The 14,558-nt window shown below is 40.1% G+C and carries 11 protein-coding genes; 9 read left to right on the top strand and 2 right to left on the bottom strand.

What is annotated here, in order from left to right; translation table 11 throughout:
- The first annotated feature begins 15 nt into the window (after positions 1 to 15).
- A complete protein-coding gene (locus DXB58_RS20550) occupies positions 16 to 1,149 on the top strand; it encodes an efflux RND transporter periplasmic adaptor subunit (protein ID WP_074558530.1) in 1,134 nt (377 codons plus the stop codon).
- A 54-nt stretch (positions 1,150 to 1,203) separates the two neighbouring features.
- On the top strand, positions 1,204 to 4,353 hold the full coding sequence (locus DXB58_RS20545) for an efflux RND transporter permease subunit (RefSeq protein WP_122138107.1): 3,150 nt from the start codon (positions 1,204 to 1,206) through the stop codon (positions 4,351 to 4,353).
- Between the two features lie 172 nt (positions 4,354 to 4,525).
- On the opposite strand, the gene DXB58_RS20540 is transcribed toward DXB58_RS20545, so the two are convergent.
- Positions 4,526 to 4,975 (bottom strand): type I restriction enzyme HsdR N-terminal domain-containing protein, encoded by a 450-nt coding sequence (locus DXB58_RS20540; protein WP_008647554.1) that lies wholly within the window; start codon positions 4,973 to 4,975, stop codon positions 4,526 to 4,528.
- Positions 4,976 to 5,038: 63 nt separating this feature from the next.
- On the opposite strand from DXB58_RS20540, the gene DXB58_RS20535 reads away from it, so the two are divergent.
- The 5 genes from DXB58_RS20535 (at position 5,039) to DXB58_RS20515 (ending at position 10,290) form a co-directional block, all read left to right on the top strand.
- Positions 5,039 to 5,815 carry an AMP nucleosidase gene (locus DXB58_RS20535; RefSeq protein WP_004318231.1) on the top strand — a complete coding sequence of 259 codons (777 nt, stop codon included), beginning with the start codon at positions 5,039 to 5,041 and terminating at the stop codon, positions 5,813 to 5,815.
- 23 nt (positions 5,816 to 5,838) lie between these two features.
- A complete protein-coding gene (gene holA / locus DXB58_RS20530) occupies positions 5,839 to 6,858 on the top strand; it encodes a DNA polymerase III subunit delta (protein ID WP_122138106.1) in 1,020 nt (339 codons plus the stop codon).
- Positions 6,859 to 8,067: 1,209 nt separating this feature from the next.
- Positions 8,068 to 8,538, top strand: coding sequence for a helix-turn-helix domain-containing protein (locus tag DXB58_RS20525; RefSeq protein ID WP_004295950.1), 471 nt, complete (start codon positions 8,068 to 8,070; stop codon positions 8,536 to 8,538).
- Between the two features lie 76 nt (positions 8,539 to 8,614).
- Positions 8,615 to 9,391 (top strand): dihydroorotate dehydrogenase electron transfer subunit, encoded by a 777-nt coding sequence (locus tag DXB58_RS20520; protein WP_004295951.1) that lies wholly within the window; start codon positions 8,615 to 8,617, stop codon positions 9,389 to 9,391.
- Positions 9,379 to 10,290 (top strand): dihydroorotate dehydrogenase, encoded by a 912-nt coding sequence (locus DXB58_RS20515; RefSeq protein ID WP_004318239.1) that lies wholly within the window; start codon positions 9,379 to 9,381, stop codon positions 10,288 to 10,290. Before DXB58_RS20520 ends, DXB58_RS20515 begins: the two co-directional genes overlap by 13 nt.
- Before the next feature lie 216 nt (positions 10,291 to 10,506).
- Here DXB58_RS20515 and trmD read toward each other — a convergent pair whose 3' ends face one another.
- The gene (trmD, locus tag DXB58_RS20510; protein ID WP_004295953.1) at positions 10,507 to 11,184 is read right to left on the bottom strand and encodes a tRNA (guanosine(37)-N1)-methyltransferase TrmD; all 678 of its coding nucleotides are present in this window, start codon (positions 11,182 to 11,184) and stop codon (positions 10,507 to 10,509) included.
- 75 nt (positions 11,185 to 11,259) lie between these two features.
- On the opposite strand from trmD, the gene ligA reads away from it, so the two are divergent.
- On the top strand, positions 11,260 to 13,260 hold the full coding sequence (ligA, locus tag DXB58_RS20505; RefSeq protein WP_004310411.1) for an NAD-dependent DNA ligase LigA: 2,001 nt from the start codon (positions 11,260 to 11,262) through the stop codon (positions 13,258 to 13,260).
- 59 nt (positions 13,261 to 13,319) lie between these two features.
- The gene (gene dapA / locus DXB58_RS20500) at positions 13,320 to 14,213 is read left to right on the top strand and encodes a 4-hydroxy-tetrahydrodipicolinate synthase (protein ID WP_004303039.1); all 894 of its coding nucleotides are present in this window, start codon (positions 13,320 to 13,322) and stop codon (positions 14,211 to 14,213) included.
- Positions 14,214 to 14,558 lie beyond the last annotated feature (345 nt).

Genomic DNA, 14,558 nt, shown 5'->3' with positions numbered 1-14,558 from the left:
TATAACCTAACAGATATGAAAAAACTGATGTATATCTTTCTTGCACTGCCTATATTGACGGGTTGCAAGGAGAAGAAAAGTACAGGAGCGATGGGAGGTATGCCAACTCCGGAAATTAGCGTGACCAAACCCATAGTGGAGGATATTACTTTGACGAAAGATTATCCGGGTTATCTGACAACAGAAAAGACGGTGAATCTTGTAGCCAGGGTGAACGGAACCTTGCAGTCTACCTCTTATGTCGCAGGTGGACGGGTGAAACAGGGGCAACTGTTGTTTGTCATCGAACCAACCTTATATAAAGATCAGGTGGAGCAAGCAGAAGCAGAACTGAAAACTGCCCAAGCGCAATTGGAATATGCTCGTAATAATTATAGCCGTATGAAAGAGGCTGTAAAGAGTGATGCGGTCAGCCAGATACAGGTACTTCAGGCTGAATCTTCTGTGAAAGAAGGTGTTGCAGCTGTCAGCAACGCGGAAGCAGCTTTGAGCACCGCCCGTACAAATCTGGGATATTGTTATGTCCGTGCACCGTTTGACGGCACCATCAGTAAGGCGACTGTAGATATAGGAAGTTATGTAGGCGGTTCGTTGCAACCAGTCACATTGGCTACTATTTATAAAGATAATCAGATGTATGCTTACTTTAATGTTGCTGATAATCAATGGTTGGCAATGACGATGGATACCCAGCAGTTACCGACTGATCTTCCTAAAAAAATAATGGTTCAACTGGGAAAGGGGGGAACTGAAAGTTATCCGGCTACGCTCGATTATCTTTCACCAAATGTAGATGTGAATACAGGAACACTGATGGTTCGTGCCAATTTTGATAACCCGAAAGGGATATTGAAGAGCGGATTATATGTAAGCATAACTTTACCTTATGGAGAAGCTAAAAATGCCATGCTGGTGAAAGAGGGCTCTATCGGAACCGACCAGTTAGGCAAGTACTTATATGTTGTAAATGATTCGAATATAGTTCATTACCGGCATATTGAAATAGGGCAGTTGGTCGACGGCACTTTACGGCAGGTATTGGGTGGACTTTCCCCGCAGGAACAGTATGTCACGGAGGCTTTGATGAAAGTCAGAGACGGAATGAAAGTAAAGCCACTTCCTGATTCCCTCCCTAAAAGAGGGAAATAAGGTCTTTTGGATAACTGATTGATTAACAAATGAAATCTTTTAAACCTATACATTATGTTTTCTAAGTTTTTTATCAACCGACCGATATTTGCTACTGTCCTTGCCCTGCTTATTGTAGTAGCCGGTCTGGTCACACTCAATATATTGCCTGTGGCGCAATTTCCGGAGATCACACCGCCAACGGTGCAGGTCTCTGCCGTTTATCCCGGGGCAAATGCTGAAACTGTTGCTCAAACAGTGGGTATTCCTATCGAACAGCAGGTGAATGGTGTGGACGGCATGCTTTATATGTCTTCCAATTCTTCATCTTCGGGAGCATATTCTCTGACTATTACATTCGCTGTTGGTACGGACATCGATATGGCAACTGTGCAGGTACAAAACAGGGTAAGTATCGCACAATCATCGCTGCCGGAACCGGTGGTGGTGCAAGGGGTCACTGTGCAGAAACAATCTTCAAACATTGTGATGTTTTTGACAATGACTTCGCAGGACTCTGTGTACAACAGCCTGTATCTGACTAATTATGCCAAATTGAATTTAGTGGACCAGCTGACACGTGTGCCTGGAGTGGGTGCTGTGAATGTGATGGGAGCAGGGGACTATTCGATGCGCATCTGGCTCGATCCGGAGGCTATGCGTATACGGAATATTTCACCGCAGCAAGTCTATCAATCGATCCAGTCGCAGAATGTGGAAGTATCTGCCGGATATATCGGTCAGCCTATCGGACAGGATAATAATAATGCTTTTCAATATACTTTGAATGTTCAGGGACGATTGAATTCTCCTGAACAGTTCGGAGATATTATTATTCGCCGTGAGCAGGATGGAGCGATGCTTCGTCTGAAAGATATTGCACGCATTGATTTGGGGTCTGCTTCATACAGTGTAGTGTCGCGATTGAATGGAAAACCTACGGCTGCTATTGCTATTTACCAGCAACCGGGTTCCAATTCGCTGGATGTTTCAAAAGGAGTGAAAGCTAAGATGGAAGAACTGGCAGAAAGTTTCCCGTCAGGAGTGGCCTATAATGTCACTTTGGATACGACTGATGTCATCCATGCTTCCATTGATGAAGTGATGGTCACCTTTTTTGAAACAACTTTGCTGGTGATACTCGTTATTTTCTTGTTCCTGCAGAATTGGCGGGCAGTGATTATTCCTTGTATCACTATCCCGGTATCGTTGATCGGTACATTTGCCGTAATGGCGGCATTTGGTTTCTCTATCAACACATTAACATTGTTCGGACTGATTTTGGCAGTTGCTATTGTGGTGGATGATGCGATAGTGGTGGTGGAGAACGCTTCGAGGTTGTTGGAAACCGGGCAGTACTCACCTCGTGAAGCGGTGACAAAAGCGATGGGAGAGATCACGGGTCCGATTGTCGGGGTGGTTCTCGTATTGCTCGCCGTGTTTATTCCAACAATGATGATTAGTGGAATTTCAGGTCAACTGTATAAGCAGTTTGCACTGACTATTGCCGCTTCTACCGTATTGAGCGGTTTCAATTCGTTGACATTGACTCCTGCACTTTGCGCACTGTTTCTTGAAAAGAGTAAACCTTCTAACTTCCTTATATACAAAGGTTTCAATAAGGCTTATGACAAGACACAAGGGGTATATGACAAAATTGTCAAATGGTTGCTTCAACGTCCGGGAATGGCTCTCGCTTCTTATGGCGCTTTGACTGTTATTGCTCTATTGCTTTTTATGCATTGGCCGTCGACTTTTATCCCGGACGAGGATGACGGATATTTTATTGCTGTTGTTCAACTTCCGCCTGCCGCCAGCCTTGAGCGTACGCAAGCAGTGGGAGAAAAGATAAACGGTATTCTGGATTCTTATCCGGAAGTAAAGAATTATATTGGTATTTCCGGCTTTTCTATCATGGGTGGTGGCGAACAGAGTAACTCTGCAACTTATTTTGTGGTGCTGAAAAACTGGAGTGAGAGGAAAGGGAAGGAGCATACGGCTGCTGCCATAGTCAACCGTTTTAATGGTGAAGCGTATATGACTATTCAGGCTGCGGAAGTATTTGCCATGGTTCCTCCGGCTATTCCGGGGTTGGGTGCATCCGGTGGTTTACAGCTTCAGTTGGAAGACCGGCGTAATCTGGGACCGACGGAAATGCAGCAGGCCATCAATGCCTTGCTTGCTACTTATCATTCAAAACCGGCTTTAGCATCTGTATCCAGCCAGTATCAGGCAAATGTTCCGCAATATTTCTTGAATATCGACCGTGACAAAGTCCAGTTTATGGGAATTGCCTTGAACGATGTTTTCTCTACATTGGGCTATTATATGGGAGCGGCTTATGTGAATGATTTTGTTGAATTCGGCCGTATTTACCAGGTGAAAATCGAGGCGCGCGATCAAGCACAGCGGGTAATTGATGATGTCTTGAAGCTAAGCGTGCCGAATTCGGCAGGAGAGATGGTGCCTTTTTCTTCTTTCACCAAAGTGGAGGAACAGTTAGGCCAAGACCAGATTAACCGCTATAATATGTACTCGACTGCTTCTCTGACTTGCAATGTTGCTCCGGGAAGTAGTACCGGGCAGGCTATTCAAGAAGTGGAAGCATTGTTTAAGGAACAGCTGGGAGATGAGTTTGGGTATGAATGGACTTCCGTTGCCTATCAGGAAACCCAGGCTGGGAATACGACTACCATTGTTCTGATTATGGCGTTAATTGTTGCTTTCCTGGTACTTGCTGCACAGTATGAAAGTTGGACCAGCCCGGTAGCAGCCGTCATCGGATTGCCGGTAGCCTTATTAGGTGCCATGATTGGCTGTCTGATTATGGGAACTCCAGTCAGTATTTATACGCAAATCGGTATAATCCTGTTGGTTGCACTTTCTGCAAAGAACGGAATTTTGATTGTGGAATTTGCCCGTGATTTCCGTGCCGAGGGTAATTCAATTAGGGAAGCTGCCTTTGAAGCGGGGCATGTCCGCTTGCGTCCGATCCTGATGACTTCTTTTGCTTTTGTATTAGGAGTGATGCCCTTGTTATTCGCCACCGGTGCAGGTGCACAAAGTCGTATAGCATTGGGTGCCGCTGTGGTATTTGGTATGGCCATGAACACTTTATTGGCTACCATTTATATTCCTAATTTCTACGAATTCATGCAGAAATTGCAAGAGCGATTCAGCAAAAAGAAAGGAAATGAGGATAGTGGGAAAGATGTTGCCGTATAGAAGTAAAAGGCTGTTTGAAGACTACCTGAAAGGGGAGTTGGTATAGTGACGCCATCTGTTTGGGATGGTGTCACCATAGTAAGCAAATAGCGTCACTATCTTGAACGGATAGTGACGCTATTTTATTCTTGCAGGTAAGTCTGTTTTTTAAGGCGAATGAAGCGGATCATTTTTATAAAGATTTGTAATCTGGAATATCCTGAAGGAACGTATAACTCTGATTCTCATAATCCATCTGGCAACAATAATGTTGCATTCCGTTGCTGACAATCAGATAATCTACTTTCAATACCATATTATACCGGGTGATCTGATCGAAAACAGCCTGTGTGATTTCGATATGTGGTGCTTTATATTCCACAATCATCCGGGCTGATAAATCCCTCCGATAAAGTACGGTGTCGCATCGTTTGGTAGTACCGTTCAACTTTACCATTACTTCATTGGCCAGAAGGGCAGTCGGATATCCTTTGTGTGCAATAAGAAAGTGAACAAAGTGTTGCCGTACCCATTCTTCAGGGGTAAGGGCGACATATCGTTTACGAATTACGTCGAAAATTACATTTTTTCCGTTTCGTACGTTTATTTTAGTGTCGAATACTGGTAGGTTTAACGATAACATTTATTATTTTTGTAAGTTAAATAATGGTTCCCATTATTGGGAGCACAAATTTAATAGATAATTATGAAAACAAAAGAAGAAATCGTAGCTAATTGGCTGCCCCGTTACACAAAACGTAACCTGGAGGATTTTGGAGAGTATATTCTGTTGACTAACTTCAACAAGTACGTCGAGATTTTCGCAAATCAGTTTAATGTTCCCATCTTAGGAAGGGATGCAAATATGATTTCTGCTTCTGCCGAAGGTATCACTATGATTAACTTTGGCATGGGAAGTCCCAACGCTGCCATCATCATGGACTTGCTGGGAGCTATTCAACCCAAAGCTTGTTTGTTTCTGGGAAAATGTGGTGGTATCGACAAGAAAAACCAGCTTGGCGACTTGATTCTCCCCATTGCAGCTATCCGTGGAGAGGGAACTTCTAACGATTATTTTCCTCCCGAAGTTCCTGCATTACCTGCATTTATGTTGCAGCGTGCCGTTTCTTCATCCATCCGTGACAAAGGTCGTGACTATTGGACCGGTACCGTATATACCACCAACCGCCGTATCTGGGAACATGATGATGCATTCAAAGAATATCTGAAAAAGACCCGGGCTATGGCAGTTGATATGGAAACTGCAACTTTGTTCAGTTGTGGCTTTGCCAATCATATTCCTACCGGCGCATTATTATTAGTGTCCGATCAGCCAATGACTCCCGACGGAGTAAAAACAGATAGAAGTGATAGTTTGGTTACCAGAAATTATGTAGAAGAGCATGTTGAAATTGGTATTGCTTCTTTGCGTATGATTATTGATGAAAAGAAAACTGTTAAACACTTGAAATTCGACTGGTAATCCAGTCTTTCTGAAAATTATATATGGCAAAACAAGAACTGACCTGTGATGACATCCTCAAGGAATTGAGAGCAAAGCAGTATCACCCTATCTATTACCTGATGGGAGAAGAGTCGTATTATATCGATTTGATTGCAGATTACATAACGGATAATGTGTTGAGTGAGACGGAAAAAGAATTCAACCTGACTGTTGTGTATGGGGCCGATGTGGATGTGGCAACGATTATAAATGCCGCAAAGCGTTATCCCATGATGTCGGAACACCAAGTAGTAGTAGTTAAGGAAGCGCAGGCGGTACGTAATATGGAAGAGTTGTCGTATTATCTTCAAAAGCCTTTGCTTTCCACCATTTTAGTGATATGCCATAAGCATGGAACGTTGGATCGTAGAAAGAAGCTGGCTGCCGAGGTGGACAAAGTTGGTGTGCTGTTTGAATCTAAAAAAATAAAGGATGCACAACTCCCCGGTTTTATAGCCTCCTATATGAAACGGAAAGGAGTTGATATGGAACCTAAAGCAACTGCTATGCTTGCTGATTTTGTAGGTTCAGATTTGAGTCGTTTGACCGGAGAACTTGAAAAGTTGATTATCACTTTACCTGCCGGGCAAAAACGTGTAACTCCTGAACAGATAGAAAAAAACATAGGCATAAGCAAAGATTATAATAACTTTGAATTGCGTAGTGCTTTAGTGGAAAAGGATATATTGAAAGCAAATAAGATAATAAAATATTTTGAGGAAAATCCGAAAACTAATCCGATCCAAATGACGCTGTCTTTATTATTCAGCTTTTACTCCAACCTAATGTTGACTTATTATGCACCGGATAAATCAGAGCAAGGGATTGCAAATATGCTAGGGTTAAGAACTCCCTGGCAGGCTCGGGATTATATGGCAGCAATGCGAAAATATAGCGGAGTAAAGACCATGCAAATTGTTGGAGAAATACGATATGCTGATGCAAAATCCAAAGGAGTCCAAAATAGTTCTATGACAGATGGAGATATTCTTCGTGAATTAGTGTTCAAAATTTTGCATTAAGTAGGATTAAGAATTACCTATATAATCAGACATATACTTTTACCGTAGATAGAAACGGGAAGTATATGTCTTTTTTGTATTCTCGCAATTACTTCCATTATAAAAAAGACTTTCACAATGCCAGTGATTATTTTACAAATAGATTTACTCCTTTTGTAGTTTTATAGAGTTACCCATTTAACGAACTACACAAAGTATATTTTTAGAATTTTGTATTGATCTGCCTTCAAGGAAATTTTTTCTTTTAAATAGGAGCTTTAATTTTTAAACGAGAAAAGTTTACTTATTCTTGAGTTTATCAAAAAAGCATTTTGGATTTTAGAGGGATCGTTTTATAGTGAGAATGGAGATTTTTTCTTTTCTCTAAAATCATCCATTAGTGTCATTTTGATAATCCAGAGTATATTTGATTACTATAAGCCTATTTTTTCTAGTTTAATAGAAAAATAGAATCAGAATTATAGGGGTAAGTCTTTGTATTTCATTTGTTTATGTAATAAATGAGCTTCCTAGAATCGAAAAAAAATAAATAAGTGGAGATCGGTACGGAAATATTGCAAGGATTTTCTTTTTAGAGAAGATTGTAAAGGATGATTAGAAAAAAATAGCAATATACATTGGTAAAGTATGAGTTGATCCCTTCCTTTTATTGCTTTTGCAACTATCAATATTTACTTTTGTGTATTTATATGGTTATAAATGTGTCGTATACTTATGTGAACGAATTCCAAATGTAATCAAAAGATGGTGTTTACAATAATATATTTATGCATTTACAAAAATAATACCTTATATACAAATGTAGCTATTCAGGCATTAACAAATACTTTTATATCTATTATCTTATTAGAAATCAACGTTATATAGTTTATTATATCAATTTGTACTATAAAAGCCTTCTCTATGTGGTATGTATATTTGTGAATGTCTCTATTTGAGTTTCATTTGTGTCATATATGTAGTTATATATATGTGTTTTATGTTATATGATTAAACTAAAGCTATATGCTTATAATAACTCGTTTTATTCTATATACAAGCGTAATATTCGATTTGTATAACGCGATATACTTTTGTAATATTGATATTTTTATATTTGTAATTTGCTTTTGTGAATCTAAATATTTACCTTTGTATAATCAATGAGATAGTGCGTATTTTTGTGAAATAGGTACATAACACATACAATTGTAATAAAAAGAAGGTAGTATGGAAATAAAAGACAGAATCAGAATGATAATGGAAAGAGAAAAAGTTCCTCCTAGAGTTTTTGCTGAAACAATTGGAGTGCAACAATCTACTCTCTCTCATATTTTAAACGATCGGAATAAACCCAGCTTAGAGGTCGTTATGAAGGTTCATCAAAAGTATGACTATGTAAATCTTGAATGGTTGCTTTATGGTAAGGGCGAAATGATGGTGTCTGAAGAAGGAACTTCCTTTTCTTCTTCTAATCACGATTATCTGCCTTCTTTATTCGACGAGAATCCCGTAAATCCGTCCAAAGAACCGACTCTTCCGGAAAATCGCAAGGAAACGCCGTTAAGAAACGCCGAAAATGCCCCCAAAGAGATTGTAAAACAAGAGATTAGGTATATAGAAAAGCCTGCCAGGAAAATCACGGAAATAAGAATATTTTTCGATGATAATACCTATGAGACGTTTCGACCTGAAAAATGAAGAGTAAAATCGGTGGTTTGAGCAATTTCCTGTATCTTTGCACCCGGAATACGAATTTATACTTTTATATCCATACATGAAGAAATTTATTTTAGATCTGACAGTGACCGAGAATATCAGATTGAATGCAAACTATGTATTGCTAAAATTGACCTCTCAGTCATTACTGCCCGAAATGTTACCTGGGCAGTTTGCCGAACTCCGGGTGGACGGTTCGCCTACTACATTCTTACGGCGTCCCATTTCTATTAATTTTGTAGATAAACAGCGAAATGAGGTCTGGTTTCTGATCCAGCTGGTTGGTGATGGAACAAGACGTTTGGCAGAGGTTAATCCCGGTGAGACAATAAATGTAGTGCTTCCACTGGGAAATGCATATACAATGCCTCTGGAGGCTTCTGATAAGCTCTTATTAGTTGGTGGAGGTGTCGGAACAGCCCCTATGCTTTATTTGGGTGAGCAGTTGGCTAAAAAAGGCCATAAACCTACGTTCCTGTTAGGTGCCCGTAGCGACAAAGATCTGTTGCAGCTGGAAGAGTTTGCCAAATATGGAGAGGTATATACCACTACGGAAGATGGTAGCCATGGAGAAAAAGGATATGTTACCCAACATTCTATATTAAATAAGGTACGATTTGAGCAGATTTACACTTGTGGTCCCAAACCGATGATGGTGGCTGTGGCAAAATATGCCAAAAGTAATCAGATAGAATGTGAAGTATCTTTGGAAAATACAATGGCTTGTGGTATCGGAGCATGCTTATGTTGTGTGGAAAATACGACAGAAGGTCATTTGTGTGTATGTAAAGAAGGTCCTGTTTTTAATATAAATAAACTACTATGGCAGATTTAAGTGTAAACATTGGTGAATTACAAATGAAAAACCCGGTGATGACAGCATCTGGTACATTTGGATATGGTGAAGAGTTCTCCGACTTCATTGATATAGCGCGAATAGGTGGTATTATTGTAAAAGGAACTACTCTTCACAAACGTGAAGGAAACCCTTATCCGCGTATGGCAGAGACTCCTTCTGGGATGTTAAACGCTGTAGGACTGCAAAATAAGGGTGTTGATTACTTTGTGGAGCATATATATCCCCGTATAAAAGACATCCAAACGAATATGATTGTAAACGTTTCGGGATCTGCCATCGAAGATTATGTAAAAACAGCTGAAATCATTAATGAACTTGACAAAATTCCTGCTATAGAGCTAAACATCTCTTGCCCTAATGTAAAGCAAGGTGGTATGGCTTTTGGTGTGTCAGCAAAAGGGGCGTCAGAAGTAGTAAAAGCAGTGCGTTCAGCTTACAAAAAGACACTTATCGTAAAACTCTCCCCGAACGTTACGGACATCACTGAAATAGCTCGTGCAGCAGAAGAAAGTGGTGCGGATAGTGTGTCATTAATCAATACATTGCTGGGTATGGCGATTGATGCGGAACGTAAACGCCCTATTTTGTCAACTATAACAGGCGGAATGTCGGGAGCAGCCGTAAAACCTATCGCATTACGTATGGTATGGCAAGTTGCCAAGGTGGTAAATATTCCTGTCATTGGATTGGGAGGTATTATGGACTGGAAAGATGCTGTTGAATTCATGCTGGCAGGTGCGACGGCCATCCAAATTGGTACGGCAAATTTCATAGATCCTGCTGTGACTATTAAAGTGGAAGATGGTATAAATAATTACCTGGAAAGACACGGATGTAAGTCTGTAAAGGAAATAATTGGTGCGCTTGAGGTATAATTGAAAACATACAATAACCCTTCGCATTAAGTCTGCAAGAAAAATGCTATTTCTCTTTTAAATAAAGAAAGGATAAACAGGCAGGTAGTGGCAGATGAAAAAGAAGTTCGTGTTTAGAGGAATTGTCTACGGACAGAATCTTTAGATTGAAGATAAAATAAAAACGACGATGAGGATTTACGTAATCTTCATCGTCGTTTTTATTTACACTTTATTTTACTCCCCTAATAGGTCGGGACGAAGTTTTCTGGTGCGTTCCAGGGACTGTTGCAGTTCCCATTCTTTGATCTTTGCTTCATGCCCGGATAATAGAATATCGGGAACTTTCCAGCCTTTATAATCAGCAGGTCGTGTATATACAGGTGCTGCCAGCAAATTATCCTGGAAAGAATCGGAAAGTGCGGATTGTTCATCGGAGATGACTCCGGGAATGATACGTACGATAGCATCTGCCATCACTGCTGCCGCTAGTTCTCCTCCTGTTAATACATAATCGCCGATACTGATTTCTTTAGTAATCAGATGTTCGCGAATACGGTAATCGATGCCTTTAAAGTGTCCGCAAAGAATAATGAGATTCTGTGCCAGAGAGAGAGTGTTGGCCATCGGTTGATTGAATTGTTCTCCGTCAGGGGTCGTGAAGATAACTTCATCGTAGTCACGTTCTGCCTTTAGAGCATTGATGCAGCGTTCGATAGGTTCTATTTTCATCACCATTCCGGCAAATCCTCCAAAAGGATAATCATCGACACGACGATATTTATCTTCGGTGTAATCACGTAAATTGTGAATGTGTATTTCTGCAAGTCCTTTATCTTGAGCTCGTTTCATGATAGAACAATTGAAGAAACCTTCAATCATTTCGGGTAAAACTGTTATAATATCAATGCGCATAATCTTTTAATTTTTCGCAAAAGTACAAATATTCAAAGATAAACATGTATTTTTGCCTTAAACAATCGAAGAAATATGGATATAAAAGAAAAAATAGAGGAATTGCGTGCCGAACTTCATCGGCATAATTATAATTATTATGTGTTGAATGCTCCTGAAATCTCGGATAAAGAGTTTGACGATAAGATGCGTGAACTTCAGGATCTGGAACAAGCACATCCGGAATATAAAGATGAAAATTCACCCACTATGCGCGTGGGGAGCGACTTGAACAAGAATTTTACGCAAGTGGCCCATAAATATCCTATGCTGTCATTGGCAAATACATATTCGGAAGCGGAAGTGACGGACTTCTACGATCGTGTCCGTAAAGCGCTAAATGAGGATTTCGAGATTTGTTGTGAAATGAAATATGACGGTACTTCTATTTCGTTGACCTATGAAAATGGGAAGTTGGTTCGTGCCGTCACCCGTGGAGATGGAGAAAAAGGCGATGATGTGACGGATAATGTGAAAACAATCCGTTCTATCCCGCTTGTATTACATGGTGATAATTATCCCGCTTCTTTTGAGATACGTGGGGAAATTCTTATGCCATGGGAAGTGTTTGAAGAGTTGAACCGGGAAAAAGAGGCACGTGAAGAACCGCTTTTTGCCAATCCGAGAAATGCGGCGTCCGGTACATTGAAGTTGCAAAATTCTTCTATTGTAGCTTCTCGCAAGCTGGATGCTTATTTATATTATTTATTGGGAGATAATCTGCCTTGTGACGGACATTATGAAAATCTTCAGGAAGCGGCAAAATGGGGCTTTAAAATCTCTGATTTGACGCGTAAGTGCCAGACATTGGAGGAGGTCTTTGAATTTATCAACTATTGGGATGTAGAACGTAAAAATCTACCGGTTGCCACAGACGGGATTGTTTTAAAGGTGAACAGTTTGAGACAACAGAAAAATTTGGGTTTTACGGCTAAGTCTCCTCGATGGGCTATTGCCTATAAATTCCAGGCAGAACGTGCATTGACCCGATTGAATAAGGTGACCTATCAGGTAGGAAGAACCGGAGCAGTCACTCCAGTAGCTAATCTGGACCCTGTACAGCTTTCGGGAACTGTCGTAAAACGTGCATCCTTACATAATGCGGATATCATCGAAGGACTTGATTTGCATATCGGAGACATGGTTTATGTGGAAAAAGGTGGTGAAATTATTCCTAAGATTACGGGGGTAGATAAAGATGCACGTAGTTTTATGCTTGGGGAGAAGGTTCGATTCATCGTCAATTGTCCCGAATGTGGTAGTAAATTAGTCAGGTATGAAGGGGAAGCCGCTCATTATTGCCCCAATGAAACAGCGTGTCCTCCTCAAATCAAAGGCAAAATCGAGCATTTTATTAGTCGAAAGGCTATGAATATTGATGGATTGGGACCGGAAACCGTGGATATGTTCTATCGTTTGGGATTAATTAAAAATACGGCCGACTTATATAAACTCACAGCTGATGATATCAAAGGTTTGGATCGTATGGGAGAAAAATCGGCAGAGAACATTATAACGGGGATTGCACAAAGCAAAACCGTTCCTTTCGAACGTGTTATTTTTGCTTTGGGAATTCGCTTTGTTGGTGAGACTGTGGCCAAAAAGATAGCAAAATCGTTTGAGAATATAGATGATCTGCAACAGGCAGATCTTGAAAAATTGGTAAGTATCGATGAAATCGGAGAAAAAATAGCCCAGAGTATACTTGCATATTTTGCGAATGAGTCTAATCGTGAGTTAGTTGCCAAGCTAAAAGAGGCCGGACTGCAGCTTTATCGCACCGAAGAAGATTTAAGCGGATATACGGATAAGTTAGCGGGACAGTCTATCGTTATCAGCGGTGTGTTTGTTCATCATTCACGTGACGAATATAAAGAGCTTATCGAGAAAAACGGAGGGAAAAATGTAGGAAGCATTTCTGCGAAAACAAGTTTTATACTGGCTGGAGACAATATGGGACCTGCAAAGCTTGAAAAAGCAAAAAAACTTGGAATAACCATATTAAGCGAAGACGAATTTCTGAAACTTATATCGTAAGATAAGAAAAATATTCGTACTTTTGCGGCTAAATAAATTAGAGATTATAATTAAAACTCATGATACAGACTAAATTGAAAGGAATGGGGGTAGCACTGATTACTCCTTTCAAAGAGGATGAGAGCGTTGACTATGACGCGTTGATGCGTATGGTGGACTATCTATTACAGAATAATGCGGATTTCTTGTGTGTGCTGGGGACTACAGCTGAAACACCGACTCTGACCGAGGAAGAAAAGAAAACTATAAAAAAGATGGTAATTGACCGCGTTAACGGAAGAATTCCTATTCTGTTGGGTGTAGGTGGTAATAATACTCGTGCTATTGTAGAAACATTGAAAAATGATGATTTCACAGGAGTTGATGCCATATTGTCTGTTGTGCCGTATTATAATAAACCTTCTCAAGAAGGTATTTATCAGCATTATAAAGCGATTGCGGAAGCTACGGAGCTCCCCATCGTATTGTATAATGTTCCGGGACGTACGGGGGTAAATATGACTGCTGAAACTACTTTGCGGATTGCCCGTGATTTTAAGAATGTAGTTGCTATCAAAGAAGCATCCGGCAATATTACGCAAATGGATGATATTATTAAAAATAAACCGGAAAATTTCAATGTAATCTCCGGAGATGATGGTATAACCTTTCCGCTTATTACATTGGGAGCCGTTGGTGTGATTTCAGTAATCGGTAATGCTTTTCCTCGTGAATTTAGCCGTATGACGCGCCTGGCGCTTCAAGGAGACTTTGCCAATGCATTAACCATCCATCATCGATTCACGGAATTATTCAATTTATTGTTTGTTGATGGAAATCCGGCAGGAGTAAAATCAATGTTGAATGCCATGGGTATGATCGAGAATAAACTTCGGTTGCCACTAGTTCCTACTCGCATTACCACATTTGAGGCAATACGCAAGGTTTTGAATGAGTTGAATATTAAATGTTGATGCCTTCTTCAGCGAGGAATTCATAATAAAACATCTAAGTGTTTAAAATAAATATCCCAATGATTGAATTCAATCATTGGGATATTTATTTTAAATCAGCCTATGATTTATTTTTAAACGGCCGCTGTCTATTATGAAAGGGGTATATTTCTTATTAATTACGTTTTTCGATACAGGTTTTTCACTTTTCTAAAGCATAGCTTTAGGAAACGGAAAGCTACGCTTTAGCCTATCTAAAGCATAGCTATTTGAGGGCTTGATAAGAAATTCTATTAGCTATTGACATATTTCATTTCCAAGTAAGCGTCTCCGCGATTCTATCTTGTCGCCCTTTTTTCATTCTTA

This window comes from Bacteroides sp. OM05-10AA, assembly GCF_003439055.1.
GTDB lineage: Bacteria > Bacteroidota > Bacteroidia > Bacteroidales > Bacteroidaceae > Bacteroides > Bacteroides intestinigallinarum.
The sequence above is the reverse complement of the archived record's forward strand: the minus strand, read 5'-3'. Positions and strand labels throughout refer to the sequence as shown.